This is a genomic window from Oleomonas cavernae (genome assembly GCF_003590945.1).
In the GTDB taxonomy this organism is placed as follows: Bacteria; Pseudomonadota; Alphaproteobacteria; order Zavarziniales; family Zavarziniaceae; genus Zavarzinia; species Zavarzinia cavernae.
The window spans coordinates 1,019,798-1,045,028 of sequence record NZ_QYUK01000011.1 but is presented as its reverse complement, the minus strand read 5'-3'; the positions used below and the strand labels follow the sequence as shown (position 1 = coordinate 1,045,028).

Here is a 25,231-nt window from a genome sequence, read left to right as displayed (position 1 = left end):
GGAGAGGGTCAGGGTGAGGGGTGTCGATGCCTCGCCCTGACCCGGCCGGCCCCTCACCCCAGCCCTCTCCCCGCAAGCGGGGCGAGGGAGTTACAAGGTTACGCCGCCTGGGCGTCCCTGGCCAGGATCATTTCCGACATGTTCAGGTTCAGCTTGATCAGCGTATCGAGCAGGTTGTCATCCATTTCGGTGCGCACCGCCGCGGCGACCTTGGCGACGAAGGCCGAGGTCTTGTGGATGAACTCGATGGTTTCCAGCGGCAGCTTGCCGTGGGCGGCGAGCGCGTCGTCGGTCAGCTTCAGCCACATCTCGGCATTCTTGCCCAGGGCCTTGTCGAGCACGGCCCAGGCGGCCCGCGCCTGATCGAGTTGCACGGCATGTTGCAGAAAGGGAAAAGCTGTTTCTTCCACCGGATTCAATTTCTCGTCTTCGCTCATGGCATTCGAGCCTCCCGCTGTTGAGGCTGATCATGGAAGCTTTTAAGTAAAAGATTGGTGAAGTCCGTCGCCTCGAGGATCGAAACGATGCGCTGTGCGGCGTGGCCGTCACCGAAGATCGAGGCCTTGCCGCCGCGCTTGTGGCGCATGGCCTTGCCGATCGCGGCCTTGATCTTGCCGACATCGGCCGGGCAATCGAACACCCCGGGGCTGCGCAGACGGCCAGCCTGCCGCGCCCCGATATTGACGCAAGGCGTATCCAGGGCCGGCGCCTCGATCACGCCCGAGGATGAATTGCCGATCACCAGCGCCGCCAGCGCCACGGCGGACAGATAGGCCTGCCGCCCCAGCGACGGGATCAGGACCGTGCGGCCGGGCCGGGCTGCGACATAGGCCTCCAGCCGCTCGCGGACGGCCAGGCCGCCCGGGTCGGCATTGGGCGCCGTCGCCAGCAGGGCCAGCTTCGGGAAGGCATCGAGCGCGGCCAGCAACACATCGAGTTCCGCGAGGCTGGCCGCCTCGCCCGCCACGGTCGCCGGGTGATAGGTCAGCAGGGCAAAGCCCGGCGCAAGATCGATCCCCGCCCGGGCTTCCAACTGCGCCAGCGACAGGCGCGGCAGGGCCATGATGTTGTCGACCGCCAGCGACCCGACCACATGGATCCGCGCCGGCGCCTCGCCCATCTGGGCGATCCGCGCGGCATAGTCGGCATGGGCGGTGAAATGCAGGTGGCTGAGCTTGGTCAAGGCATGGCGGACGGAATCGTCGATCGCGCCTTGGGTGACGTGGCCGCCCTCCAGGTGAACGATGGGCAGGCGCAGCACGGTGGCCGCGGTCGCCACGGTCAGCAGTTCGAAGCGGTCGCCCAGCAGCACCACGGCATCGGGCTTCTGCCGGGCGAAGGCGCGGCCGAACCCCTCCAGGCCCTTGGCCAAGGCCCGCACCTGGTGGACGCCCGCGCCGCCGATCGGCATCTCGACGGCGGCATCGATCTTCCAGCCGTCGGCCTTGATCTCGCCGATCGTGTGGCCGTGCGCCGGGTCGAGATGGGTGCCGCTGACCACGAGCTGAAGGTCGAGCCTGGGCGAGGCGGCAATGGCACGCAGCAGGGGCACCAGCAGGCCGTATTCCGCGCGGGTGGTGGTGACGACGCAGATCCTGCTCATGGCGCCAGGGCCTCGGCCAGTTGCCAGTCCAGCGCCGTGTCGATGTCGATCGAGCGTTCGAACGGCATCTCGAAGGCGACGGTCCCCGGCGGCGCGAAATCGCGAGCCTGCCGCAGCACGTCGACGCGAATGGCATAGAGCGCGCCGTTGATCAGGCGGATCTCGTCACCCCCCTCGACCTCGACCGGGGTAACCTTGTCCCCTGCCCCGAGGCGGACATGATAGCCCAGCGGCTTGAACGGCGTGGTCACGCCGATGACGGCCGGGGCCGCGCCATCGGCCAGGCGGCGCAGGGCAGCGTCGATATCCTGGGCCTGGCGCAAGGGCGAGGTCGGTTGCAGCAGCAGGAGGATCCGGGCGGGATCGCCCAGGGCATCCAGGGCATGGAGGGCGACATCGACCGAACCGGCACCGTCGCCGGCCAGCGCCGGCGGGCGGCGAAACGGCACTTCCGCCCCGGCCGCGAGCGCTGCAGCGACGATCGCATCGTCGTCGGTCGAAACCACGAGGCGGTCGACCGCCGCGGCCGCCAGGGCGGCCTCGATGCTCCAGGCGATCAGGGGGCGACCGCGAAAGGGCCTTACATTCTTGCCCGGCAAGCGCTTGGAGCCGCCGCGGGCGGGAATGAGGGCGAGTACACGCTGGCCGTCGATCATGCCCAAAACTCGCCCAACAGCCTGAAGAGTTCCTTAACGATCCCGTGACAGCATGGACATGGTTAACAGCGGGCTGCAACCCGCGCATGGAAATGGTCATGGCGGCTAAGATCCTGGTCACCGGTGCCGACGGCTTCATCGGCTCGCATCTCGTCGAGGCCCTGGTGCGCCAGGGTTTCGACACCCGCGCCTTCGTCTTCTACAACTCGTTCAATTCCTGGGGCTGGCTGGACAATGCCGCGCCCGACGTGCGCGGCAAGTTCGAGGTCTTCGCCGGCGACATCCGCGACCCCCACGGCGTGCGCGAAGCGATGCGCGGCATCGACACGGTGCTGCACCTGGCCGCGCTGATCGCCATCCCGTTCAGCTATCACTCGCCCGCCTCCTATGTGGATACCAACATCACCGGCACCCTGAACGTGGTGCAGGCCGCCCGCGACCTGGGCGTGCGCCGGGTGGTCCATACCTCGACCAGCGAAGTCTACGGCACCGCCCGCTTCGTGCCGATCACCGAGGACCACCCGTTACAGGGCCAATCGCCCTATTCCGCCACCAAGATCGGCGCCGACCAGATCGCCCTCTCCTTCCATGCCGCCTTCGGCTTGGGGCTGACGGTGGCACGGCCGTTCAATACCTATGGCCCGCGCCAATCGGCCCGGGCGGTGATCCCCACGGTCATCACCCAGTTGCTGGCGGGTACGCGGCGGATCAAGCTGGGCGCCGTCCACCCCACCCGCGACTTCAACTATGTCGACGACACGGTGGCCGGCTTCATCGCCCTGGCCCAGAGCGAGATTGCCGGCGAAGTGATCAACTTCGGCAGCGACTTCGAGATTTCGATCGGCGACACCGCCCGCCTGATCGCGCAGGTGATCGGCTGCGACCTCGACATCGAGTCCGACGACCAGCGCCTGCGCCCCGCCGCCAGCGAGGTCGAACGCCTGTGGGCATCAAACGACAAGGCCCGGCGCCTGCTGGGCTGGCGCCCGGCCCATGGCGGCCGTGACGGCCTCGCGCGCGGCCTGGCCAAGACCGTCGACTGGTTCCGCGACCCCGCCAACCTCGCCCGCTACAAGGCGGGGCAGTACAATATTTGAGGAGACCGGGATGGCAGCGCCGATGTGCGTCCTTCGACAGGCTCGGGATGAGGAGGGTCTTTGTGGCAAAAAGATTGTCCTCATGGTGAGCCTGTCGAACCACGCAACCCCGTCGATCCCAAGTAGCCCTCTCCGCCCTTCAGGGGGGAGAGGGTGGGGTGAGGTGGGTCGGCGGCATAGAGCACGTTCTTGCCCGACCACCACCTCACCCTCCCCATCGCTGACGCGACGGGTCCCCTCCCTCTCCCCCGCGCGCGGCGGAGAGGGCCTTATCGAGATGAATCAGTGATGCACCCCCTCTCCGATCGCCTGCGCCGGATCATCCGCGACGACCTGTGCCTCGAGGGCCAGGTGCCCCTGCACACCCCGGTGTTCCGGGGTCGCGAATGGGACTATGTGAAGGACTGCCTCGATACCGGCTGGGTCTCCTCCGTCGGCGCCTATGTCGATCGTTTCGAAGCGGCGATGGCGGCACGGGCCGGGACCCGGTTCGCGGTCGCCACCGTGAACGGCACCGCGGCCCTGCATGCCAGCCTGCACGCCCTGGGCGTGGGGCCTGGCGATCTGGTCGTCTGCCCGACCCTGACTTTTGTGGCCAGCGCCAACGCCATCGCCTATTGCGGTGCCACCCCCCTGCTGGCCGACAGCGAGCCGACGACCCTGGGCCTCGATGCCGCCGCTCTCGACGATTTCCTGCGCACCAGGGCGGTGCGGCGGCCGGACGGCCTGTTCCTGGAGGGCCGGCGCATCGCGGCGGTGCTGCCCGTGCATATTTTCGGCCATGCGGCGGACCTGACCGCGCTCGCCGAGCTGTGCCTGCGCTGGGACCTGCCGATGGTCGAGGATGCCAGCGAAGCCCTGGGTACCCTGCATCGCGGGCGTCCCTGCGGCGGGGTGGGCCGCATCGGCACCTTCTCGTTCAACGGCAACAAGATCGTCACCACCGGCGGCGGCGGCATGATCGTGACCGACGACGAAGCCCTGGCACGCCGGCTGAAACACCTGACCACCACCGCCCGGGTCAAGCACGACTGGCAGTTCCTGCATGACGAGGTCGGCTTCAACTATCGCCTGCCCAACCTGAACGCCGCCTTAGGCCTGGCCCAGGTCGAGGCCCTGGATGAATTGATCACGGCCAAGCGGCGGGTCGCGGCCTGGTACCGGCGCGCGCTGGCCGGCCTCGACGGGGTGACCTTCCTCGACGAGCCCCAGGGCGACCGCAGCATTTTCTGGCTGAACGCAGCCCTGGTCGAGGATCAGGCTGCGCGCGACGCCGTGCTGGCCCAATCCAACGCCATGGGAATCGACACCCGCCCGGCCTGGGTGCCGATGCACGAACTGCCCGCCTTCAACGCGGCGCCGCGCACCGGCTCCCTGTCCGTCGCGCTGGATATCATCGCCCGACTGGTGAACCTGCCGTCCAGCGCCTGGCTGGCCGACCATCTGCCGGTGGCCAACGATCTTTTAACCTTGTCCAGCGTTTAATGAGCCCCGTGATAGCTAAGGGAACGGGTATCGCATGGCCGATTGGCGACAGATGCTGGTGCGTCCCGACTGGCCGCTGAAGCGGGCAGTCGAGACCCTCAACGCGGCACCGGTGAAGATTTGCCTGGTCGCCGACGAAGACAATCGCCTGGTCGGCACCGTGACCGACGGTGACGTCCGCCGGGCGATCCTGGCCGGCACCTCGTTCGAGGCCCCGATCGAGAAGATCATGAACGCGAGGCCCCTGGCCAAGCGTGCCGGCGTGTCGACGGCCGAGCTGTTCGCACTCTATTCCCGCTGCCGCCAGCACCACATCCGGCAGTTGCCCCAGCTCGACGCGCTGGGCCGCATCACCGGCATCGAAACCCTGGACGGCACGGCCATCGTCGAGGGGCGCAAGGACGGCTGGGTCATGCTGATGGCCGGCGGCTTCGGCAAGCGCCTGGCGCCGCTGACCAACGACACCCCCAAGCCCATGCTGACGGTGGGCGACCGGCCGATCCTGCAGACGATCATGGAATCCTTCCTGCGCCACGGCTATTCCCGCTTCTTCATCTCGGTCCACTACCAGGCCCAGAAGATCAAAGATTATTTCGGCGACGGCAGCCGCTTCGGCGCCGAGATCCGCTATATCGAGGAAGACCGCCCCTTGGGCACCGCCGGCGCCTTGGGCCTGGTGCGCGACGCCGTGATCGAGCCGATCGTGGTCGCCAATGGCGACCTGCTCACCAATGTCGACTACGACGAGTTGCTGAACTATCACCGCAGCCAGCGCGCCGACGTAACCCTGTGCGTGCGCGAATACCGGGTGCAGGTGCCGTACGGCACCGTCGACCTGGCCGGGCGCCTGGTCGCCCGCATCACCGAAAAGCCGGAACTGCGCTTCATGGTCAATGCCGCCGTCTATGTCCTCTCGCCCGAAGCCTTGCAGGAAATCGACCAGGGCGAGCCGATCGACATGCCCACCCTGATCGACCGGGTGGTCGATTCCGGTGGCAAGGTGGTGGCCTTCCCCATGCACGAATACTGGCTGGACGTCGGCCAGAAGGCGGAATTCGCCCAGGCCAATGCCGACTATCGCACCGTCTTCGGCGCGGTCCCGGGAGGGCTGGGCCGGTGAGCGAGCGTCCGCTGCTGATCTTTGGCGCCGGCGGCCTGGCGCGCGAGGCTGCCTTCCTGGCACAGCGCCTGGGGCGCCGTGTCACCGCTTTCGTCGATCGCGCCCCCGGCACGCTGGGCGGCCATCCGGTGGTAACCCTCGACGGCGCCGTCGCGCGCTGGCCCGGGGCCGAGGTTTCGATCGCCGTCGGCGACAGTGCCCTGCGCCGCCATCTGGCCGCGGCAGCGGCGGCGGCCGGGCTTGCCGCCACCTCCCTGATCGACCCCGCGACCCCCATCGCCGACGATACGGTGATCGGCGCCGGTGCCATCATCCTGCCGGGGGTCAGCCTGACGGTGAACATCCGCCTCGGCGCCCATGTCCTGATCAATCCGGGTGTGACCATCGCCCATGACGTGGTGATGGGCGATTTCGTCAGCCTGGCGCCCGGCGTCCATGTCGCCGGCAATGCCGCGATTCACGACGATGCGTTCTTAGGGATCGGCGCTGTGGTCAGCAACGGCCGGCCGGACCGGCCGATCGTGATCGGCCGCGGTGCCCGTGTCGGCGCCGGCGCGGTGGTGACCAATGATGTCTCCGCCGGCTTCACCGTGATCGGGGTGCCGGCCAGGCCCATGCGCGGCCGGGACGTCGCCTGATGGGCGCCTTTCACATCGGCCCCCGCCCGATCGGCGGCGATGCCTCCTGCTTCATCATCGCCGAGGCCGGGGTCAACCATAACGGCGACCCGGCCCTGGCCCGTGCCCTGATCGACGCGGCCGCTGCGGCCGGCGCCGATGCGGTGAAATTCCAGACCTGGCGCACCCAGGCCCTGACCCGGGCCGATGCCCCCAAGGCCGCCTATCAGGAAGCAACCACCGGCAGCGACGGCACCCAGGCCGACCTGCTGCGCGCCCTGGAACTGCCCTTCGAGGTCTTCCGCGACCTGGCCGATTACGCCAGGTCCCGCGGCATCCTGTTCCTCTCGACCCCCTTCGACGAGGAGAGCCTGGCCTTCCTGGTCTCGCTGGGCATGCCCATGATCAAGGTGCCGTCGGGCGAGGTGCGCAACCACCTGCATCTCAGCGCGGTCGGCCACACCGGCCTGCCGGTGATCCTGTCGACCGGCATGGCTTCGCTGACGGAAGTCGAGGCGGCACTCGGCGTGCTGGCCCGGGCCGGCAGCGGCCCGGTCGCGGTCCTGCAATGCACCTCGAACTACCCGGCCGATCCAAGGGATGCCAACTTGCGCGCGATGGCGACCATGGCGGCGCGTTTCGATGTCGTCACCGGCTATTCCGATCACACCCTGGGCAACGAGACGGCCTTTGCCGCCCGCGCCCTGGGGGCCGCCATCATCGAAAAACATGTAACGCTCGACCAGTCCCTGCCCGGGCCCGATCACCGCACCTCGGCCACGCCGGAATCGCTGGGCGCCCTGGTGCGCGGCATCCGCCTGATCGAGCGGGCGCTGGGCAACGGGGTGAAGGCGCCGGCAGCCAGCGAAGGCAATGTCGCGGCCGTGGCCAAGCGCAGCCTGTGCGCAAAGCGCGATCTCGCCGCCGGCATCCGCCTGGATCTCGACAGCCTGGTGGCCCTGCGCCCCGGCGACGGGATTTCACCCGACCAGCTCGACAAGGTGGCGGGGCGCATCCTGCTGCGCCCGGTCGCCGCCAATCATGCCCTGAACTGGGCCGATCTCGGATAGTCGAGTGGGATCGACCTGATTGCGTGGTTCGACAGGCTCACCATGAGGTGAATCTTTTTGCCACAAAAATTCCCCTCATCCTGAGCTTGTCGAAGGACGCAGGGTGTCCGTGCAAGGTCTCTGCCCGGAATACTCGAGCGACAAGCGGCCGAAACACTCAGGGTTCCGGCCGCCATCGCCTGTTCATGCCGGCCTCAGTGCGTGCTGAGGATGGTTTCCGACATGTTCAGGTTCATGTGGATCATCATGTCGATGACCTTTTCGTCGCGCTGGTGACGCAGGGTGCGGGCCGCTTCGACCATGAAGCGGCTGGCCCGGTCGAAGAACGCCGTGGTGGTCGCCGGCAGGCTGTTGGCCCGGCCGGTGGCGCGGTTGGCGACGGTCATCCAGCGCGCCGCGTTGACATCGAGGGCATCGGCCAGCGGCAGGGCGTCGCCGCCCTTGCGCGCATGATCGAGCAGCACCGCGCATTCGAGGAAGGGATAGGCGGCTTCTTCACGGGCCGACAGGGCGGCTTTGGTGTTGGTCATTGGTCAATCTCCACGTGTCTGGGTGTTGCGATTACTGGAAGAGCTGCAGGACGGCCTTTTCGTTCTGGCCGGCGAACTGCAACGCCTGAAGTGCCAACTGCTGGCGGGTCTGCAGGGCCACCAGGTTGGCGCCCTCCTCGTTCAGGTCGGCCAGCCGCAGCTTGTCCGAGCCTTCCGTCAGGGTGTTGATGTAGTTCTTCGAGAAATCGAGGCGGGTCTGGAGCAGGGTGATGTTCGAGCCCAGATTGGCCGCCGCCGCGCGCACGGTCGAAACCGCACCGTCGACGGTGTTCGCCAGATCGTTGATGGTGGTGACCAGCGCCGAGGCGGCGATGGCGGTGAAGGACGAGCCGCCGACCAGCGCGGCAAAAATGTCCGAGCCGGTATCGGAGGCGTTGGCGGCTGCGGTGAACAGGGCGCCCGCCCGCAGGTCGCGGCCGTTGATCTGCAGCTCGGAGGTGGTCGCCTCGCTGAAGCGGATGGTCAGATCCTGCACCGTCGAGTTCACCAGATTGGTGCCCTGGAACGAGGCATCGCCGAACAGGCTGTTCAACTGGTCCAGCAGGTCGGTGAACTGGGCCGAGAGGTCAGCCTTGGTGGTATCGTCGGCGGTCTTGGCCGAGATCGCGATACCCTTGAGCTGCTTCAGGATCTTGTCGCCGGCTTCGGTCGCGTTGACCGCCGCCTTCAGGGACGAGATGCCCTGGTCGATGTCGTTCTTGCGGTCGGTGAAGTCCGCCGCCCGATCGCTCAGCCCCTTCGACTGGAAATAGGCCACCGCGTCGTCGAGCGCGCTGGCGACCTTCAGGCCGGTCGAAAGCCGCCCCTGGGTACGGTTGGCGAGATCGGTCGTCTGCTGCAACGACAGCAGGTTGGACCGGGTGGTCGAGGTGAGTGCAATATCAGCCATTGGTTTGTCCCTTCTAGGTGTGGCGGCCGCCTCGTTCTGTCGCGGCGGTTCGCTGGGGACATTTCAAGCACCGTGCCAAGTGTCAAATAACGGTCAACTAATTGATTCACAACGTATATTCTCCCGCAGTCAAAACTGGCCCCAGCCCCGGCCGGCAGATTCTGCCAGCCTGACGGGGCGGCCTGCGACAGATAGGCAAAATCTCCCTGCCCGCTTGACTCTCACCGAATTGGGGATAAAAATACCCACAAGCGCGCAAAGGATGTTGGGCAACTTTGAGGCGCTTTTCAGGTGGCTGGCGCCACCCTGCCCAATGGGCCTTTCGATCATGGTGACGAGCCTCGGCATCGGTGGTGCGCAATCCCCTCTCCCCCGGCGGTGGCATCGGCCGGGGTCGCTGCCGTGCAGGCTGGTTCGGCGACCCAGGCGCAAAGCGCGCAGCCGGTAAGCCCGGCCGCACCGACCTACTTCAATCCGCGATTTTCGTTCGATCGTGAATTGGGCTTGATGATCATGCAGGTTCGCGACGATGCCACCGGCGAGGTGGTCACCCAGTTCCCCAGCGAGACGATCGTGCGGGAATATCGCCGTCAGCAGACGCACCAAACCAGGCAGCCGGCCGGCGAAAAGACGACAGCCCCGGCAGTCACCGTCCGCTCCGGCGGTAACAGGCAGTCGTCGGGTGTCGAGATCGAGGCCTGACGGCCCCCGGTCAGTGCTATTCCGACCGGCGCTATGCCGGTCAGAGGTATTTCAACAACGAGGTCTGGGTGAGCGCGGCGGTGGCCTTGTAGGTCGCCTCCAATTGCGCCTGCACCTGGGTCAGCTTCACGGCAACCTCGGTCTTGTCGACATTGACGATATTGCTGTGCTCGTCCTGCATCAGGTTGATCATCGCCGTGTTGGCCTCGCGGCTGTCGGCGATCGACTTGAGGTCGGTCGAGACGTCGGCGCGCAGGGCGCGCAGGCCGTTGCGGCTGGACGACAACTCATCGATCGACTGCTGGCGAAAGCTGTCGAAGGCGGCTTCGGCCGCTGCCGGCGTCGCCGCGGCCTGTGCCGCCTCCACGCCGCTCTTGGCCAGGCGCAGGGCGTAAACCAGGCGCTGGATCGCCGGCTCGTTGGCGACTTGGCCGTACTGGACGGTCCTGCCGGTCTCGGGCGAAAACACCGCCTTGGTCCAGGCCGCCTGATCGGTGCCGGGCGCGCCGGCGTGATAGTCCGGCAAGGTGTAGTCGCCGGCCGCCGGATCACCGACGGCGACGAAGGGATCGGCGGCGGCCAGGGTCGGCAGCGTCGTCAGGTCCGTGACCGGCAGGGTGTCGCTGTTGCGCCCGCCCCAGACATTCTGGCCCGCCACGCGCTCGTTCAGCAGGCTGGTCAGGTCGCGCAGGACGTTGTCGATCTGCGTGCCCAACTGGGCGACATTGTCGGCATCATAACTGTCCTGCCCGCCCAGGGCCTTCTCGGCCAGGGTGGCCAGGTCTTCCATCCGGCCGAACTGAAGGTCATAGGCCTTGAGTTGCGGCTCGACGATGTCGATCCCCTTGTTGTAGGCCGTCCGCCGCGCCACCTCCTGGTGGGAGTCGAGAATGCGCTGCGCATCGGTGCCGCCGTAGGCCGACAGATCGGCCGATTTCACGCCGGTGGCGAGCTGCTGCGACAGGGTGTCGAAATCCGCCTGGTTGCGCTTCATGCTCGCCAGCGCCAGAAGCTGCGAGCCGTAGGACGAGACTGCGAGCATGGCCGTTACCTCATGATCCCGAAGAGATCGTCATAGAGCTGGTTGACCACCTGCATCACCCGGGCCGAGGCGGCATAGGCATTCTGCAGCACCTGCAGATTGGCCAGTTCCTCGTCCATGTTGACGCCGACCGCGGCAGCGAAGCGGGTTTGTGCCTCGCCGCGTGTCGCTTCCGACAAGGTGGCCTTCGCCGTGACGGTGCCGACATCGCGGGCGAGCGCCGCCGTGATCGCACCGGCGATGCCTGAATAATCCTCGCCCGTCAGGCTGATGCCGGTGGCGGCAAAGCCGCGCGTGGCATCGGTCATGGCGGTGCTGGCGGCGGCGATGCCCGATTGCTTGACCGTCGCCGTGCCGTCCAGCAGCGCGGGGTTGACGGCGAGCCCGCTGCCGGTCGCCACGAAGAAGCCCGAGGCCAGTTCGCCCGCCGCAACCGGCGTGGCGCCGTCATAGGCAGCGGCGAAGCTGCCAGCCGCGGTATCGGTGAACAGGCCGGCAAATCCGGCAAGCTGATCGCGCAACTCGTCGATCACGCCCCTGCCCGCCTCGGCGCTGGGGCCGTCGGCCCGCAGGGCCAGCAGCCCGGCCAGCCGGCCGGACCGGATCGTGCCGGTCAGCGGCTGGGCATCGCCGGCCCGGGTGACATCGGTGCCGTCATAGGTGAGCCTGGCGGCCGACTGATCGACCAGGGTGGTGCCGCCGGCGGTATAGACCGCCAGGCCACCGTCCGACCGGGGATGGTCTTGACGTCGATCAGGTTCGAGAGCCTGAGCACCAGGGCATCGCGCTGATCCTCGAGCTCGACCGTGTCGCCGGCCTCGCGTCGCCCGGCGGTGATGCGGTCGTTCAGGCTGTCGATATCGGTCAGAATCCCGTTGATATCGTCGACGGCGGCTCCGGTATCGGCTTGAACCTGGGCGTCGACCTTGTCGACCCCCTCGGCCAGGCGATTGACCGTATCGACCAGCGCCGCGGCCTTGGCCACGACATCCGCCTGGGCCTCGACACTGTCGGGGCTGGCCTGCAGCACCGCCCAGGCCGAGGTGAAGTCTTCGGTCGCGGTCGCCAGGTCGGCATTGCCGTTGGCGCTGCCGAACAGGCTCGACAATTGCTTCATGTAACTCGCCTGGGCGCCGGTCTGCCCGGCCAGGGCGGTATAGGCGACAAGGTCCTGGGCCAGGGCGGCATCGGTCGCCCGGGTGACCGCGATCGTGGTCACCCCTTGCCCGGGATTGTCCTGCGCCTGCACCGTCACGGACTTGCGGGTATAAGCCGCGGTCTGCGCATTCGAGACATTGCTGCTGACGATCTGGAGCGCGCGCTGATGGGCGTTGAGGCCCGACAGGGCGGCACTCATGGCTCCGTTCAGGCTCATGACACGTCTCCCGCTTCAGCCGGCCCTCAACGCTTCACGTTGAGGATTTCCTGCAGCATTTCGTCGACCGTGGTCAGCACCTTGGCGTTGGCCGAATAGGCGCGCTGGGTGGTGATCAGGTCGGTGAATTCCTTGCCGATGTCGACGTTCGAGGATTCGACCGCCGATCCGGTCAGCTTGCCCAGCCCGGATTCGCCCGGCTTGCCGACCAGGGCGGCACCCGAATTGCCGGTGGCGAGGAAGGCGCTGCCCTCGACGGTCTGCAGGTTCTGCGGGGCGTTGAAGCGGGCCAGAGCCAGTTGGAAGCCGACGCTGCTCTCGCCGTTGTCGTAGTTGAGCGACACCCGGCCGGTCGAATCGATGGTCGCATCGCGGAAGCCGCCGCTGGGAAGCCGTCGGACGCCAGGTTGACCAGGTCGATCGTGGTGCCGGAATACTGGGTCGTGCCGCTGGCCGAGCCGATCGCGCCCAGGTCGATCGCAATCGTCTGGGGGGTGGCGCCGGGGAAGGTCACATCGATGCTGACCGGCGACGGCGTCACCGAGGCGAGCAGGCCGTCGCCGTCGAAGGTGACGGCAAAGGGGCCGGCGGTGGCCGTGCCGTCAGGGGCCGCGAGGTCGAGGGTCCAGGCCCCGGCGGCAGCGCCCTTGGTCCAGGTCAGGTCCAGCGAATGGGCGCTGCCCAGCGAATCGAAGACATCGACCGACGAGGGGGGCTGCGCGCCGGCCGCGGCATCGGCCGGCAGGTCGGCGCGATAGGTGACGCCGGTGCTGGCCTTGGGCGGCATGATCTGCTCGGTGACCTGAACCTGGCCGATGGAGCCGGTGGTCAGGCCCGTGGCGGGATCGATCGTGAAGCCCTGGGCGTAGTAACCCGAGCCATTGACCAGGTAACCGTTGTCGTCGATCTGGAAATCGCCGGCCCGGGTGAAATAGTCCTGGGCCCCGAAGGAGACCGTGGAACCGCTGACATCCGTCGGCTTGGAGACGACGAAGAAGCCGTTGCCGGTGATCGCCAGGTTGGTCGTGGTGCCGGTGGTCTCGACCACCCCGGGCGCGCTATTGACGTAGAGCGGTGAGGCGACCACGCCGCCGGGCTGGTAGTGGCTCTGGCTGGCCTGGGTCACCAGATCCTCGAACCGAGTATCTACCCGGCGATAGCCGACCGTCTGTGAATTCGCGATATTGTTGGAAATCGCCCCCAGCGCCTGGGCCTGGGCATTGAGGCCCGAGAGGGAAGTGGAGAAGAAGCCGACGAAGCTCATGGCGTTTTCCTTGAAATTTGGACGGCGCCCGATCATCGGCAGCCTTCATGGCCGGTATGTGCAAGGGGCGGACCAATCGCGAAAACCCAGGAAATCCAAGGGCTTTCAAATGGCATCGGGTGGCGCTTGCGGGCAAAATCTGCCGGTCGTGACGCAGGTCACAGCGCCTGACCGTGCAAAACGCTCCTATCTGGTCTAGAGTTTCACGACAGCGTTAAGGGGGATCCAAATCATGCTGGCGACAGCCGCCCAAAAGAAACGCCGCTTGCCCGCGTTGCTGGCCGTGAGCCTGCTCCTGGGGCCGAGCCTTGCGGCCTGCGTGCCCGACAGTTCCGCCCCCGGCGGCCAGATCGCCGCCAACGATCCGTGCAGCAGCCAGCGCGGCCAGCTCACGGCCATCGGCGACTATTTCAACCAGGCGATGATCGAAGGCGCGATCGGTGGTGCCGTCCTGGGTGGCCTGACCGGCCTCCTCATCGGCGGCGATGCGCAGAGTGCCGCCATCGGTGCCGGTGTCGGCGCCGTCGCGGGGGCCGCCGCCGGCTACTACACCGCCAAGGCCGAAGCCAATACCGACCGCACCGTCCTGGTCCAGGGCGTCTACAAGGATCTCGCGACCGAGAATAGCCAGATCGACCGCACCACATCGGCCTTCCGCGCGGTACGGGCCTGCCGCACCGCCGAAGCCCAGCGGATTCGCGCCGACTACAAGGCCGGCCGTATCAACGCCGACCAGGCGCGGGCCAAGCTGGCCGACGTGAAGACCAAGTTCGAGTGGGAAGTCAGCTACGCCGAGAGCGTCAGCACCAAGATGGAAGAGCGGGGCAGCGAATACACCTACGCCGCGACCGAAATCTCCTCGTTCGACCCCCGCGCCCGTGCCCCGGCCCCCGTCACCTCCAGCTATCAGGTCACCGGCCCGATTCGCCAACTGGTGGCCAGCAAATCGACCCGCGTGCGCGAACTGCCCAGCACGAGCTCGCGCCAGATCGGCGGCCTGAAGGCCGGCGAAGTGGTCGAAGCGCGTGAGGTTACCGGCGTTTCGGGCGGCTGGATGCGTGTGCGCCTGGCCGACGGCACCCCCGGCTTCGTTTCCGCCAGCCTGCTCGTCACCCAGGACAAGTACCGGGGCGACACCCAGGCCGTCGCCTCGCGGGCCGAGCCGGTCGCGGCAGCGCCGCCGGCGCAAAGCGCCAGCGGCGTGGTGCAACTGGCCGAGACCAATGCGATCAAGCAGCGCGCCCTGGCGGACGACGCGGCCGAATCGCGCACCATGCTGAGCAGCACGACCTTCGAGCTCGAGCAGCCGATCACCATGGACCCGGCCCTGATCACCAGACCGGCGGCATGACCCCAACGCCTTACAGGCGCCTCACCCTCGCGGCCGCGGCGATCATCGCCGCGGCCGTCGCCGTCTCGACTCCGGTGCTGGTCCAAGCCCAGTCATCGCCGAGGCCCAGTTCCAGCTTCACCGTGGTGCCGCAGCCCGAGGTGGAAACGGGCATGCACGGCGCCGCGATCAATGCCATGGCCGTGGTCAAGGGCGGCCAGCTCGCCACGGTATCCGACGACAAGACCGTCCGCCTGTGGTCGCTCGATTCCGGCAGGCTGAACGCCACCCTGCGGGTGCCCGTGGCCAGCGGCCCGGAAGGCGCCCTGCACGCCATCGCTGTCTCCCCCTCCGGCGGCTTCATCGCGGTCGCGGGCAATACCGGCTTTTCGACCGACGGCACCGCCAGCATCTATTTCTTCAGCGTCGACAAGCAGGCCTGGGCCGGGCGCATCGCCCTGTCGGAGCCGCCCGCCGACACCATCAACGACCTGGCCTTCTCGCCCGATACCGACCCCAAGAAGCTGCGCCTCGCCGTGGCCGTGAACGATGCCAAGGGCCTGCGCATCGTCGACATGGCCGGCCAGCGCGCCACCCTGGCCGATGCCGACTACAAGGATGCGATCACTCGGGTTGTCTTTGCGCCCGACGGGCGGCTGGCGGCGGCCTCGCTCGACGGCACCGTCCGCCTCTACAGCCCCGATTTGAAGCGGGTCGGCATCTATTCCGCCCCCAGCGACGTGAAGCCCTTCGATGTCGCCTTCTCGCCCGACGGCAGCAAGCTGGCGGTCAGCTTCCTCAATGGCGACAAGATCGCCATCCTGGACGGGCGGAGCCTGAAGCTGGAACGTTTCCTGGAAGGCGACGGCGCCCGCACCGGCCATCTCTCGACCGTGGTCTGGTCGGCCGACGGCAAGGCCGTGCTGGCCGCCGGCACCTATGGCGCGACCAACAGCGCCAAGATGGTGCGGCGCTGGCCGCTGGCCGGCGGCACGCCGACCGATGTGCCCGTCTCGCTGGACACGGTGCTGGCCTTGACCCCCCTGCCCGATGGCGGCATCGCCTTCGGCGCGGCCGATCCGGCCTGGGGCACCCTGGATGCGGCCGGCACCCCCGGCCTGAAGCTGGACCGCGCCACCGCCGATTTCCGCGACCAGGTGGACGGCAGCTTCGTGGTGGCACCGGACGGCGCGACCGTGCGCTTCGGCCTGTCGCGCGGCGGCAACCGGCCGGTGGTCTTCGACCTGATCTCGGGCGAGTTCAAGTCGGCCGACGGCCTGCCCCGGCCGCCCGCGCCGGCCGGCCTGGACCGCCTGGCCGACTGGCGCAACAGCGCCGCGCCCAAGCTGGACGGCAAGCCCATCCCGATGAAGCCCAACGAGCTTGCCCGCAGCGCGGTCTTCACCGCCAGCGGCAAGCGCCTGGCCCTGGGCACCGATTTTGGCCTGCGCCTGTTCGAGGGCGGCAAGCTACTGTGGAAGGCCGACCTGGCCAGCCCGGTCTGGGCGGTGTCGGTCGCCGAGCAGGCCGGCTGGGTGGTCGCCGGGCTGGGCGACGGCACGATCCGCTGGTTCGACCTCGAGACCGGCCGCCAGGCCCTGAGCTTCTTCCCCCATGCCGACGGCAAGCGCTGGGTCAGCACCACGGTCGAGGGGTTCTTCGACCATTCGACCGGGGGCGAGAAACTGTTCGGCTATGTCGTCAACGTGGTCGCCGACGGCAAGCCCAAGGGCGCCGAATGGGTTTCGGTCGACCAGGTCTATTCCGTGTTCTACCGGCGCGACCTGGTCGTCGCCAAGCTGCGCCGGTCGGGCGAGAGCGAGATTGCCTCGACCGCGGCCAAGATCGGCGGCGTCGTCGCGGTCATGGACCGCGGCCTGCCGCCCTCGATCGCCATCACCGAAATCTGCGAGGTGAAGGCCGGCGCGGCCGAGAAATGCCGCCCGGCGCCGGGCGACCGCGGCCGTTCGGGCGATGCCCTGATCATCACGACCGAGCAGGTCCGCCTGAAATTCAAGGCGGCCGACCAGGGCGGCGGCATCGGCCGGGTGGTGGTGCGCCTGAACGGCGCCGTGGTCGAGGGCGGCGCCGGCTCGACCGCCACGGTGGGCGGCGAGCAGAGCGGCGAGCGTGTCGTCTCGCTGGGCCAGGGGCCCAACGAATTGCGCCTGTCGGCCTTCAACGGCGTCGGCGAGATCGAGGTCGACCAGTCCAAGCAGCCCGTCGTGACCCTGACCTATGAGCGCGAGGCCCCGCCGCCCACCGGCCCGGTGGCCGGGGGTGAGACCACCCCGCCGCCGACCGGCGGGACCCTGGGCGGCGGCCTGGGTGGCGGGCTGGGCGGCACCACGACGACGCCGCCGACCACGGATCCGACCCCGCCGACCGGCACCGGCCCCGCCCCCGGCACCGGGACGAGCGCCGCAAGCGCCGCCGATCCGGCGGTCGCCGGCGGCCGGGTCTTTGTCGTGTCGATCGGGGTCAACCGCTTCCGCTCGCCGGAAATTCCGCCCCTTACCAATGCCGTGGCCGATGCCGAGGGCATGGCCGCCGCCCTGGGCGGCAGCGCCAGCCAGGTCACCCTGCTGACCGACGAGCGGGCGACCAAGGCCGAAGTCCTCAAGGCCCTGGACGCCCTGGCGGCCCAGGCCGGACCTGACGATACCGCGGTGATCTTCCTGGCCGGCCACGGCGTGCCGATCGACGGCCGCTATTACTTCCTGCCCTACGACATCTCGGTCAAATCGCGCGAGGCGATCCAGGCCGAGGGGGTCAGCCAGGACGAGATCATCGGCATGCTGTCCAAGCTGCGGGCCTGGCGTGCGGCGGTGGTGCTCGACACCTGCTTCGCCGGCCTGCTGGCGGTCGAGGATTCGGTCATCCGCGACACCGCCAACGACACCACGGGCCGGCAACTGGTGCGCGCCTCGGGCCGCTTCATCCTGGCCGGCGCCGCCTCGCGCGAGGAAGCGCTGGACGGCATCAACGGCCACGGCGTCTTCACCGGCGCCTTGATGAACGGCCTGGGCGGCGAGGCCGACACCCAGGCCCGGGGCAACCGCGACGGCATCGTCGACATCTTCGAAATCGGCGAATATGCCAAGGTGAAAGTGCCCGACCTGGCGCGCCAGGTGGGCAACGGCCACCGGCAGAGCCCGCGCTGGTTCTTCACCGGCTCGGACCTTTTCCCGCTGACCAGGCTCGCCGGCAGCGGCGGCTGACGCGACGGAAAACGGCTGCATCTTGCTTGCTCATTTAAAACGGCCTCTATTTCCGTGACTGAACCGTCATCGATTGAAGACCCATCAAACAGGACACGCCTTCCATGAAGTTCACCGGTACCGAGTCCTACGTCGCAACCGAGGATCTGATGGTCGCGGTCAATGCGGCGATCACCTTGCAACGCCCGCTCCTGATCAAGGGCGAGCCTGGGACCGGCAAGACCGTGCTGGCGCAGGAAGTGGCGACCTCGCTGAACCGCGAATTGATCCAGTGGCACATCAAGTCGACCACCAAGGCCCAGCAGGGCCTCTACGAGTACGACGCCGTCAGCCGCCTGCGCGACAGCCAGTTGGGCGACGAGAAGGTCCACGACATCGGCAACTACATCGTCAAGGGCAAGCTGTGGGAGGCCTTCACCGCCGCCCCCGCCCCGGTGCTGCTGATCGACGAGATCGACAAGGCCGATATCGAGTTCCCCAACGACCTGTTGCAGGAACTCGACCGCATGGAATTCTACGTCTACGAGACGCGCGAGACCATCAAGGCGGCCCAGCGCCCGATCGTCATGATCACCTCGAACAACGAGAAGGAACTGCCGGACGCCTTCCTGCGCCGCTGCTTCTTCCACTACATCAAGTTCCCCGACAAGGAGACGATGCAGCGGATCATCGACGTACACTATCCCCATATCCAGCACGAGCTGGTGCGCGAAGCCCTGGGGATTTTCTACGAAATCCGCGAAGTGCCGGGCCTGAAGAAGAAGCCGTCGACCTCGGAACTGCTCGACTGGCTGAAGCTCCTGATGGCGGAATCGCTGACGCCTGAGATTCTGCGCGAGCGCGACCCCAAGAAGCTGATCCCGCCGATGCACGGCGCCCTGCTGAAGAACGAGCAGGACGTGCACCTGTTCGAGCGCCTGGCCTTCCTCGCCCGGCGCGGCGACCGCACGAACTGAGGCCACAAGATGACCGCGCCCCGCGTGGCTTCTCGGAATGGGGAGGGTCTTCATGCCAAAAAAACCCTCCTCATCCTGAGGAGGCCCGCAGGGCCGTCTCGAAGGACGCAGGCTGCCGTTGCCAGCCTTCTCCTGCTGGCCGCGATCGCATCGCCGGCCCAGGCCGTCACGCCGACCGATCCGCTGATCAGCAAGAACGGCGATGTCTTCCAGCTTGTCGGCGACGGCATCCGTCACCGCCAGAGCCGCGTCGTTTGCCCACGGTCGCTAAAGGAGTTTCCCCTCACCCGTCTGATTGTTTATCCAGGGACAAAGTCGACGGGTACGGATGTCTCCTGTGGTTACGGAAATTATCCAGGCGGTGCGGTAACGCTTTACATGGTTAAACCCAGCGACTCTGTCAGACCAACCGGCTATCGAGACTATGCCGAAGCAGCCAGGATGGAAGTCTTGCGCGCGCACCCAGCCGCCGGTGTTGTACGCCCTCCTGCGGCCCCAAGCATCGCTTCGATCGATGGTACTACTCACTCACCAACTATTGATGCTTGGACGTTTCCCGATCAGGAGATCAAGCTCTATTCCTTGCTGTATCTATCTGATGCTAATCCATGGGTCATCATGGTTCGGGCAAGTGGCCCGACCAGAATCAAAGAGAATTTGTCTGCCGCCGGCAGCGAAGCATGGCTCGCCGCCGCGCGCACCATCGGCCAATAGCGAGGAAGCGATGTTCATCAACTTCTTCTACGAGCTCAAGAAGGCCAAGATACCGGTCACGTTGCGCGAGTACCTGACCCTGATCGAGGCCGTGAAGGCGGGCGTTGCCAGTTACAAGGTCGAGGATTTCTACTTCCTGTCGCGCGCCGCCCTGGTCAAGGACGAGCGCAACCTGGACAAGTTCGACAAGGTCTTCGGTGCGGTCTTCAAGGGCATCGAGTCGATCGCCGAGGACGGCACCGCCGAGATCCCCGAGGAATGGCTGCGCAAGCTGGCCGAGAAGACTCTGACCGAGGAGGAAAAGGCCGCGATCGAGGCCCTGGGCGGCTTCGACAAGCTGATGGAGACGCTGAAAAAGCGCCTGGAGGAGCAGAAGGAGCGCCACCAGGGCGGCAACAAGTGGATCGGCACCGCCGGCACCTCGCCCTTCGGCGCCCATGGTTACAATCCGGAAGGGGTGCGTATCGGCCAGGACAAGGGCCGTCACGGCCGCGCGGTCAAGGTATGGGACAAGCGCGAGTATCAGAACCTGGACGATTCCGTGGAACTGGGCACGCGCAACATCAAGGTCGCCCTGCGCCGCCTGCGCAAATTCGCCCGCGAGGGCGCCGATGTCGAACTCGACATGCCCGGCACGATCCGCGCCACGGCCAACAATGCCGGCTGGCTGGACCTGAAAATGGTGCCCGAGCGGCACAACAAGGTGAAGGTCCTGCTGTTCCTCGACGTCGGCGGTTCGATGGACAGCTATATCCGCCTGTGCGAGGAGCTGTTCTCGGCCGCGCGCAGCGAGTTCAAGCACCTGGAATATTTCTATTTCCACAACTGCATGTACGAGCGGGTGTGGAAGGACAACAAGCGCCGCCACACCGAAACCATCCCGACCTGGCAGGTGCTGCACACCTATGCCCACGACTACAAGGTGATCTTCGTCGGCGATGCCTCGATGAGCCCCTATGAGATCGTCTATCCCGGCGGCTCGGTCGAGCATTGGAACGAGGAATCGGGCGAAGTCTGGATGCGCCGGCTGCTGGACATCTACAGCCACGCCGTCTGGCTCAACCCGATCCCGGAAAAGCACTGGGAACATACCGGCTCGATCAACGTCATGCGCCAGTTGATGGAAGGCCGGATGTTCCCGCTCACCCTCGGCGGCCTCGACGCCGCGGCCCGCGAACTGCGCCGCTGACCGCCGGCGGGCCTATCCCCAATCGTCATTCCGGCGAAGGCCGGAATCCATTCTGGGGCAGCGCGCGACGTCTCAATGGATTCCGGCCTTCGCCGGAATGACGAATCTGGGGCGGTGGGAAAACCCTCTTACATCCGCCGCATTTCTTCCCTAATGGAAACGCCTGTGCCGCCGCGAGGCGGTGATGTCAGGAGATTCGCGATGAAGTTCCGTACCGCCCTTGCCCTGTCCTTTGCCTTGTGGGCGGTGCCGGCGGTGGCGTCGGCCGATGCCAAGCTGGAAGGCACCTGGAACCTGGACGTGCCGGCCACGGTCAAGCTGATGACCGCCAAGCAGCCGCTGCCGCCCGACCAGCTCAAGGCCATGACCGACGAGATGGGCAAGATGAGCCAGCAGTTCTCGCTGAAATTCGTCGGCAAGCAGCTCGAGGCCAACACCGGCGAAGACGTCACGAAATGCGACTGGTCCTGGGGCAAGGACGACGAGGTCGTGACCAAGAATTGCCTGAACAGCAAGGGCAAGCCCAACGACCTGGACCCCGAGCGGGAAGCCATCCAGTTGAAGGGCGGCGCCCTGTACCTGATCAACAAGGCGGAAGGCAACGCGATCGTTTTCCGCCGCAAATAGTCCGGCAAGCGGCGGCACCGCCCCGCGCGTCGGGCTGGCGATCGGGCGGAGCCCGTGTGACACTGGCTCATTGCCTAAGATGAAGGTCTACCATGCTGCTCCGTCGCTCCCTCCTCGCCCTCCTGGTCCCGGCCGCGCTCGCCGCCGCCCCCGCCTGGGCCGAACCCGAAATCGCCGGGCGCTGGGCCGTCGACAAGGAAACCAGCCTGGTCAGCCTGACGGCGTCCAAGACCATAAGCCCCAAGGAGGCCGCCGATATCCTGGCCTCGTTCGGCGACTCGGCGGTGGTGTTCGAGGGCGGCAAGATGAAGGTGCTGATGGGGCCGCAATCGATCACCTGCGACTGGACCTGGGGGACGGCGCAGGAAATCAAATACACCGCCTGCCTCGACGAGAAGCAGCAGCCCGCCCCCGGCGGCCCGGCGAAGATCGAGGTGGGCACGGACGGCCTGTTACGCTTCGTCGAGTCCGACGGCTCGGCCATGACCTTCAAGCGGGCGATGTAGGCAAGCGGGCGATGTAGGGGCCGGCTGGCCCTTTTCTTGCACTGCAATATGAGCGACGGGATCGCGGCGGGCACGGCCCACCATGGTCCCATGCGTTCGTATTCACGGCGGAAAGGGGCGCGTCCTTGGCCTATTCCATCTTCCTCGACGGCACGAACTGGGTCTTTGCCGACCTGCGCGACCTGTTGGCCAAGGCCACGCCGCGCCGGTCGGGCGATGAGCTGGCAGGCCTTGCCGCCGGCAGCGCGGTGCACCGAATTGCGGCACAGATGGCGCTTGCCGAGGCACCGCTTGCCGATTTTCTGACCCAGACCTTCGTGCCTTACGAGATCGACGAGGTCACACGCCTGATCGTCGACAGCCATGACCGGTACGCCTTCGCCCCCATCGCCTCGATGACCGTGGGCGAATTCCGCGAATGGCTGCTCTCCCCGCTGGCGACGCCGGCCGCCCTCACCGCCCTGGCACCCGGCCTGACGCCCGAAATGGTCGCGGCGGTGTCCAAGATCATGCGCCTCCAGGACATGGTGCTGGTCGCCGCCAAGTGCACCGTGGTCACCGCGTTGCGCAGCACCATCGGCCTGCCCGGCCGCCTGGCCACCCGATTGCAGCCCAACCATCCGACCGACGACAGCCGCGGCATTGCCGCCAGCCTGATCGACGGCCTGCTGCTGGGCGCCGGCGATGCCGTGATCGGCGTCAACCCGGCGACCGACGGCGTGCAGGATTACAGCCGCGTCGTCGGCCTGCTGGACGATGTCCGCCAGCGCCTGGGCGTGCCGACCCAGACCTGCTGCCTGGGCCATGTCACCACCGCGATCAAGGCGATCGAAAAGGGCGCGCCGGTCGACCTGGTCTTCCAGTCGGTCGCCGGCAGCCAGGCGGCCAATGCCGGCTTCGGCGTCGATCTCGCGGTGCTGGGCGAAGCACAGGATGCCGCCCTGTCGCTGGGCCGCGGCACGGTCGGGCGCAACGTCATGTATTTCGAGACCGGCCAGGGCAGCGCCCTGTCGGCCAATGCCCACCACGGCGTCGACCAGCAGACCATGGAAGTGCGGGCCTATGCCGTCGCCCGCCGCTTCGAGCCCTTGCTGGTGAACACGGTCGTGGGCTTCATCGGCCCCGAATACCTCTACAACGGCAAGGAGATCACCCGCGCCGGGCTCGAGGATCACTTCTGCGGCAAGCTGCTGGGCCTGCCGATGGGGGTCGACGTCTGTTACACCAACCATTGCGACGCCGACCAGGACGACATGGACGGCCTGCTCCTGCTGCTGGTCAATGCCGGGGTCAATTTCGTCATCACCGTGCCGGGCGCCGACGATGTGATGCTGAACTACCAGAGCCTGTCCTACCACGACGCCCTGTGCGCCCGTGAGGTCACGGGCCGCCGCCGGGCCCCGGAATTCGAGGCCTGGCTGGCGCAGGTGGGCCTGACCGACGCCGCCGGCGGCCTGAAGCCGGCGCCGGTGGCCATTGGCCCCGCACTGGCCGCCCTGTCCAGCCGGCTGGAGGCGGCGGAGTGAGCGACGACCTGCCGACCGCGATCATCCCGGCCACGCCCTCGCTCGAATACCTGCGCCGCTTCACCGCCGCCCGGGTGGCCCTGGGCCGCGCCGGCGCCGGCCTGCCGACCAAGGCGCACCTGCAATTCACCCTGGACCATGCCCGCGCCCGCGACGCCGTCTGGTCGGCGGTCGACATGGCCGCCCTGGAAGCCGCCGTGCGCGACCGCGGCCTGGCAGCGGCCCGGGTGCGCAGCCGGGCCGGCGACCGGGCCACCTATGTCCGCCGGCCGGACCTGGGGCGGGAACTGGCCCCCGACGACCTTGCCGGGCTGCGAGCCCTGGGCACCGCCAAAATCGCCGTCATCATCGCCGACGGCCTGTCGGCCGCCGCGGTCGAGGCCAATGCCCTGGCCGTGATCGATGCCCTGCGGTCAAGCCTCGCGATCGATGCAGTGGTCCTGGCCGAACAGGGCCGCGTCGCCATCGGCGATCCCATCGGCAGCGCCTTAGGTGCCGACCTGGTGATCGTGCTGATCGGCGAACGGCCGGGCCTTTCGGCGGCCGACTCCTTGGGCTGCTACATCACCTACAAGCCCCGGCCGGGCACCCCGGATTCAAGGCGCAACTGCGTCTCGAACATCCGCCGCGGCGGCCTCGAGATCGCCGATGCCGCCTACAAGATCGCCTGGCTCGCCCGCGAGGCGTTACAGCGGGAATTAACGGGCATCGAGCTGAAGGAAGAGTCGGGCGCAGCCCTCGAGGCGGAAACCCGCGCCTTGCTCATCGACGAGCCCTGACCCACCTCCCTCGGCGTCATCCCGGCGAAGGCCGGGATCCATTGAGACGTCGCGCGCTGCCCCAGAATGGATTCCGGCCTTCGCCGGAATGACGCTGTGTGTTTGCGTGTATTGCCCTACCGCGCGGTCCAGCCGCCGTCGATCGAGATCGAGGTGCCGGTGATCGACTGGGCGAGGTCGCCCGACAGGAACACCGCCAGGGCGGCGATTTCCTCGACTTCGACGAAGCGCTTGTTGGGCTGCGAGGCCAGGATGATGTCGCGGATGACATTCTCCTTGGGCATGTTGTTGGCCTTGGCCTGATCGTCGATCTGCGCCTCGACCAGGGGCGTGCGGACGAAGCCGGGGCAGATCGCGTTGCAGGTGATGCCGGTCTCGGCCACTTCCAGGGCCACGGTCTTGGTCATGCCGACGACGCCGTGCTTGGCCGCGACATAGGCCGACTTGAAGGGCGAGGCCACCAGGCCGTGGGCCGAGGCGATGTTGATGATACGCCCGAAGTTGCGCTTCTTCATGCCCGGCAGGGCGGCGCGGATCGCATGGAAATTGCTGACCATGTTGATGGCGATGATCTGGTCGAACTTCTCGATCGGGAATTCGTCGATCGGCTTGACGAGTTGAATGCCCGCATTGTTCACCAGGATGTCGACCGAGCCCAGCTTGGCCTCGGCTTCCGTCACCATGCCGGCGATATCGGCGGGCTTGGTCATGTCGGCGGGGGAATAGATCGCGGTGACGCCGAATTCCGTCTCGAGCTTTGCCCGCTCCGCCTCGATGTCTTCCGGCTTGCCGAAGCCGTTGATGACGATGTTCACCCCGGCGGCCGCCAGGCCCCGGGCAATCCCTAGGCCAATGCCGCTGGTCGAACCGGTAACGATCGCACTACGCCCTTTGAGCATGACTGAACTCCTT

General features: G+C 67.2%; 24 protein-coding genes and 1 pseudogene. 15 read left to right on the top strand and 10 right to left on the bottom strand.

Going from position 1 to position 25,231, the window contains the following annotated elements:
• Window positions 1-98: 98 nt before the first annotated feature.
• The 3 genes from D3874_RS08695 to D3874_RS08685 are packed head-to-tail and all read right to left on the bottom strand — an operon-like array spanning window position 99 to window position 2,259.
• Window positions 99-437: a flagellar biosynthesis regulator FlaF gene (locus tag D3874_RS08695; RefSeq protein WP_119777736.1), complete on the bottom strand. Its 339-nt coding sequence runs from the start codon at window positions 435-437 to the stop codon at window positions 99-101.
• Window positions 434-1,603, bottom strand: coding sequence for a UDP-N-acetylglucosamine 2-epimerase (neuC, locus tag D3874_RS08690; protein ID WP_119777735.1), 1,170 nt, complete (start codon window positions 1,601-1,603; stop codon window positions 434-436). Before neuC ends, D3874_RS08695 begins: the two co-directional genes overlap by 4 nt.
• Window positions 1,600-2,259, bottom strand: coding sequence for an acylneuraminate cytidylyltransferase family protein (locus tag D3874_RS08685; protein WP_119782219.1), 660 nt, complete (start codon window positions 2,257-2,259; stop codon window positions 1,600-1,602). The genes neuC and D3874_RS08685 overlap by 4 nt, the downstream gene beginning before the upstream one ends.
• A 98-nt stretch (window positions 2,260-2,357) precedes the next feature.
• Here D3874_RS08685 and D3874_RS08680 point away from each other — a divergent pair, with 98 nt between their 5' ends.
• From D3874_RS08680 to D3874_RS08660, 5 genes are all read left to right on the top strand, one after another.
• Window positions 2,358-3,356: an NAD-dependent 4,6-dehydratase LegB gene (locus tag D3874_RS08680; RefSeq protein ID WP_119782218.1), complete on the top strand. Its 999-nt coding sequence runs from the start codon at window positions 2,358-2,360 to the stop codon at window positions 3,354-3,356.
• Window positions 3,357-3,644: 288 nt separating this feature from the next.
• On the top strand, window positions 3,645-4,841 hold the full coding sequence (locus tag D3874_RS08675) for a LegC family aminotransferase (protein ID WP_119777734.1): 1,197 nt from the start codon (window positions 3,645-3,647) through the stop codon (window positions 4,839-4,841).
• A gap of 34 nt (window positions 4,842-4,875) precedes the next feature.
• Window positions 4,876-5,961 carry a nucleotidyltransferase family protein gene (locus tag D3874_RS08670; protein ID WP_119777733.1) on the top strand — a complete coding sequence of 362 codons (1,086 nt, stop codon included), beginning with the start codon at window positions 4,876-4,878 and terminating at the stop codon, window positions 5,959-5,961.
• The gene (locus D3874_RS08665) at window positions 5,958-6,599 is read left to right on the top strand and encodes a NeuD/PglB/VioB family sugar acetyltransferase (protein WP_158595904.1); all 642 of its coding nucleotides are present in this window, start codon (window positions 5,958-5,960) and stop codon (window positions 6,597-6,599) included. Before D3874_RS08670 ends, D3874_RS08665 begins: the two co-directional genes overlap by 4 nt.
• Window positions 6,599-7,648, top strand: a complete 1,050-nt coding sequence (locus D3874_RS08660; protein ID WP_119777732.1) for an N-acetylneuraminate synthase family protein — start codon at window positions 6,599-6,601, stop codon at window positions 7,646-7,648. Before D3874_RS08665 ends, D3874_RS08660 begins: the two co-directional genes overlap by 1 nt.
• 194 nt (window positions 7,649-7,842) lie before the next feature.
• On the opposite strand, the gene D3874_RS08655 is transcribed toward D3874_RS08660, so the two are convergent.
• Both D3874_RS08655 and D3874_RS08650 read right to left on the bottom strand, forming a co-directional pair.
• Complete coding sequence (locus D3874_RS08655; RefSeq protein WP_119777731.1) at window positions 7,843-8,178, bottom strand: hypothetical protein; 336 nt, start codon at window positions 8,176-8,178, stop codon at window positions 7,843-7,845.
• 31 nt (window positions 8,179-8,209) lie between these two features.
• On the bottom strand, window positions 8,210-9,088 hold the full coding sequence (locus D3874_RS08650) for a flagellin N-terminal helical domain-containing protein (protein ID WP_119777730.1): 879 nt from the start codon (window positions 9,086-9,088) through the stop codon (window positions 8,210-8,212).
• A gap of 402 nt (window positions 9,089-9,490) precedes the next feature.
• Here D3874_RS08650 and D3874_RS08645 point away from each other — a divergent pair, with 402 nt between their 5' ends.
• Complete coding sequence (locus D3874_RS08645) at window positions 9,491-9,790, top strand: flagellar protein FlaG (RefSeq protein ID WP_147385585.1); 300 nt, start codon at window positions 9,491-9,493, stop codon at window positions 9,788-9,790.
• Window positions 9,791-9,830: 40 nt separating this feature from the next.
• On the opposite strand, the gene D3874_RS08640 is transcribed toward D3874_RS08645, so the two are convergent.
• The 4 genes and pseudogenes from D3874_RS08640 to flgE all read right to left on the bottom strand — a co-directional run.
• The gene (locus tag D3874_RS08640) at window positions 9,831-10,832 is read right to left on the bottom strand and encodes a hypothetical protein (protein WP_119777728.1); all 1,002 of its coding nucleotides are present in this window, start codon (window positions 10,830-10,832) and stop codon (window positions 9,831-9,833) included.
• 5 nt (window positions 10,833-10,837) lie between these two features.
• On the bottom strand, window positions 10,838-11,365 hold the full coding sequence (locus D3874_RS08635; protein WP_147385584.1) for a flagellar basal body rod C-terminal domain-containing protein: 528 nt from the start codon (window positions 11,363-11,365) through the stop codon (window positions 10,838-10,840).
• An 80-nt stretch (window positions 11,366-11,445) separates the two neighbouring features.
• Window positions 11,446-12,207 carry a FlgK family flagellar hook-associated protein gene (locus D3874_RS08630; RefSeq protein WP_119777726.1) on the bottom strand — a complete coding sequence of 254 codons (762 nt, stop codon included), beginning with the start codon at window positions 12,205-12,207 and terminating at the stop codon, window positions 11,446-11,448.
• Between the two features lie 26 nt (window positions 12,208-12,233).
• A pseudogene (gene flgE / locus D3874_RS08620) lies at window positions 12,234-13,435 on the bottom strand (flagellar hook protein FlgE); the annotation flags it as partial.
• Between the two features lie 268 nt (window positions 13,436-13,703).
• Between flgE and D3874_RS08615 the strand changes: the two are divergent.
• The 9 genes from D3874_RS08615 to eutC all read left to right on the top strand — a co-directional run bounded on the left by D3874_RS08615 (window position 13,704) and on the right by eutC (window position 24,319).
• Entirely contained in the window at window positions 13,704-14,822 is a 1,119-nt protein-coding gene (locus tag D3874_RS08615; protein WP_119777723.1) for an SH3 domain-containing protein, read from the top strand.
• Window positions 14,819-18,022 (top strand): caspase family protein, encoded by a 3,204-nt coding sequence (locus D3874_RS08610; protein ID WP_119777722.1) that lies wholly within the window; start codon window positions 14,819-14,821, stop codon window positions 18,020-18,022. The genes D3874_RS08615 and D3874_RS08610 overlap by 4 nt, the downstream gene beginning before the upstream one ends.
• A gap of 104 nt (window positions 18,023-18,126) precedes the next feature.
• Window positions 18,127-18,978 (top strand): AAA family ATPase, encoded by an 852-nt coding sequence (locus D3874_RS08605; RefSeq protein ID WP_119777721.1) that lies wholly within the window; start codon window positions 18,127-18,129, stop codon window positions 18,976-18,978.
• A 9-nt stretch (window positions 18,979-18,987) separates the two neighbouring features.
• On the top strand, window positions 18,988-19,692 hold the full coding sequence (locus tag D3874_RS27900; protein ID WP_147385583.1) for a hypothetical protein: 705 nt from the start codon (window positions 18,988-18,990) through the stop codon (window positions 19,690-19,692).
• Between the two features lie 10 nt (window positions 19,693-19,702).
• Entirely contained in the window at window positions 19,703-20,881 is a 1,179-nt protein-coding gene (locus D3874_RS08600; RefSeq protein WP_119777720.1) for a vWA domain-containing protein, read from the top strand.
• A gap of 201 nt (window positions 20,882-21,082) precedes the next feature.
• The gene (locus tag D3874_RS08595; protein ID WP_119777719.1) at window positions 21,083-21,508 is read left to right on the top strand and encodes a hypothetical protein; all 426 of its coding nucleotides are present in this window, start codon (window positions 21,083-21,085) and stop codon (window positions 21,506-21,508) included.
• A gap of 92 nt (window positions 21,509-21,600) precedes the next feature.
• Entirely contained in the window at window positions 21,601-22,014 is a 414-nt protein-coding gene (locus tag D3874_RS28455) for a hypothetical protein (protein ID WP_158595902.1), read from the top strand.
• 125 nt (window positions 22,015-22,139) lie between these two features.
• Entirely contained in the window at window positions 22,140-23,540 is a 1,401-nt protein-coding gene (locus tag D3874_RS08580; RefSeq protein WP_119777717.1) for an ethanolamine ammonia-lyase subunit EutB, read from the top strand.
• Window positions 23,537-24,319, top strand: a complete 783-nt coding sequence (gene eutC, locus D3874_RS08575; RefSeq protein ID WP_233559882.1) for an ethanolamine ammonia-lyase subunit EutC — start codon at window positions 23,537-23,539, stop codon at window positions 24,317-24,319. The genes D3874_RS08580 and eutC overlap by 4 nt, the downstream gene beginning before the upstream one ends.
• Before the next feature lie 116 nt (window positions 24,320-24,435).
• On the opposite strand, the gene D3874_RS08570 is transcribed toward eutC, so the two are convergent.
• Window positions 24,436-25,218 carry a 3-hydroxybutyrate dehydrogenase gene (locus D3874_RS08570; RefSeq protein ID WP_119777716.1) on the bottom strand — a complete coding sequence of 261 codons (783 nt, stop codon included), beginning with the start codon at window positions 25,216-25,218 and terminating at the stop codon, window positions 24,436-24,438.
• Window positions 25,219-25,231: the final 13 nt, after the last annotated feature.

Coding starts and splice junctions, on each gene's coding strand:
- D3874_RS08675 (WP_119777734.1), top strand. CDS start 3,645: ATGCACCCCCTCTCCGATCGCCTGCGCCGGATCATCCGCGACGACCTG.
- D3874_RS08650 (WP_119777730.1), bottom strand. CDS start 9,088: ATGGCTGATATTGCACTCACCTCGACCACCCGGTCCAACCTGCTGTCG.
- D3874_RS08605 (WP_119777721.1), top strand. CDS start 18,127: ATGAAGTTCACCGGTACCGAGTCCTACGTCGCAACCGAGGATCTGATG.
- D3874_RS08670 (WP_119777733.1), top strand. CDS start 4,876: ATGGCCGATTGGCGACAGATGCTGGTGCGTCCCGACTGGCCGCTGAAG.
- D3874_RS08630 (WP_119777726.1), bottom strand. CDS start 12,207: ATGAGCCTGAACGGAGCCATGAGTGCCGCCCTGTCGGGCCTCAACGCC.
- D3874_RS08595 (WP_119777719.1), top strand. CDS start 21,083: ATGAAGTTCCGTACCGCCCTTGCCCTGTCCTTTGCCTTGTGGGCGGTG.
- D3874_RS08615 (WP_119777723.1), top strand. CDS start 13,704: ATGCTGGCGACAGCCGCCCAAAAGAAACGCCGCTTGCCCGCGTTGCTG.
- D3874_RS08695 (WP_119777736.1), bottom strand. CDS start 437: ATGAGCGAAGACGAGAAATTGAATCCGGTGGAAGAAACAGCTTTTCCC.
- D3874_RS08680 (WP_119782218.1), top strand. CDS start 2,358: ATGGCGGCTAAGATCCTGGTCACCGGTGCCGACGGCTTCATCGGCTCG.
- D3874_RS08600 (WP_119777720.1), top strand. CDS start 19,703: ATGTTCATCAACTTCTTCTACGAGCTCAAGAAGGCCAAGATACCGGTC.
- D3874_RS08660 (WP_119777732.1), top strand. CDS start 6,599: ATGGGCGCCTTTCACATCGGCCCCCGCCCGATCGGCGGCGATGCCTCC.
- D3874_RS08640 (WP_119777728.1), bottom strand. CDS start 10,832: ATGCTCGCAGTCTCGTCCTACGGCTCGCAGCTTCTGGCGCTGGCGAGC.
- D3874_RS08570 (WP_119777716.1), bottom strand. CDS start 25,218: ATGCTCAAAGGGCGTAGTGCGATCGTTACCGGTTCGACCAGCGGCATT.
- neuC (WP_119777735.1), bottom strand. CDS start 1,603: ATGAGCAGGATCTGCGTCGTCACCACCACCCGCGCGGAATACGGCCTG.
- D3874_RS28455 (WP_158595902.1), top strand. CDS start 21,601: ATGCTGCTCCGTCGCTCCCTCCTCGCCCTCCTGGTCCCGGCCGCGCTC.
- D3874_RS08685 (WP_119782219.1), bottom strand. CDS start 2,259: ATGATCGACGGCCAGCGTGTACTCGCCCTCATTCCCGCCCGCGGCGGC.
- D3874_RS08610 (WP_119777722.1), top strand. CDS start 14,819: ATGACCCCAACGCCTTACAGGCGCCTCACCCTCGCGGCCGCGGCGATC.
- D3874_RS08655 (WP_119777731.1), bottom strand. CDS start 8,178: ATGACCAACACCAAAGCCGCCCTGTCGGCCCGTGAAGAAGCCGCCTAT.
- D3874_RS27900 (WP_147385583.1), top strand. CDS start 18,988: ATGACCGCGCCCCGCGTGGCTTCTCGGAATGGGGAGGGTCTTCATGCC.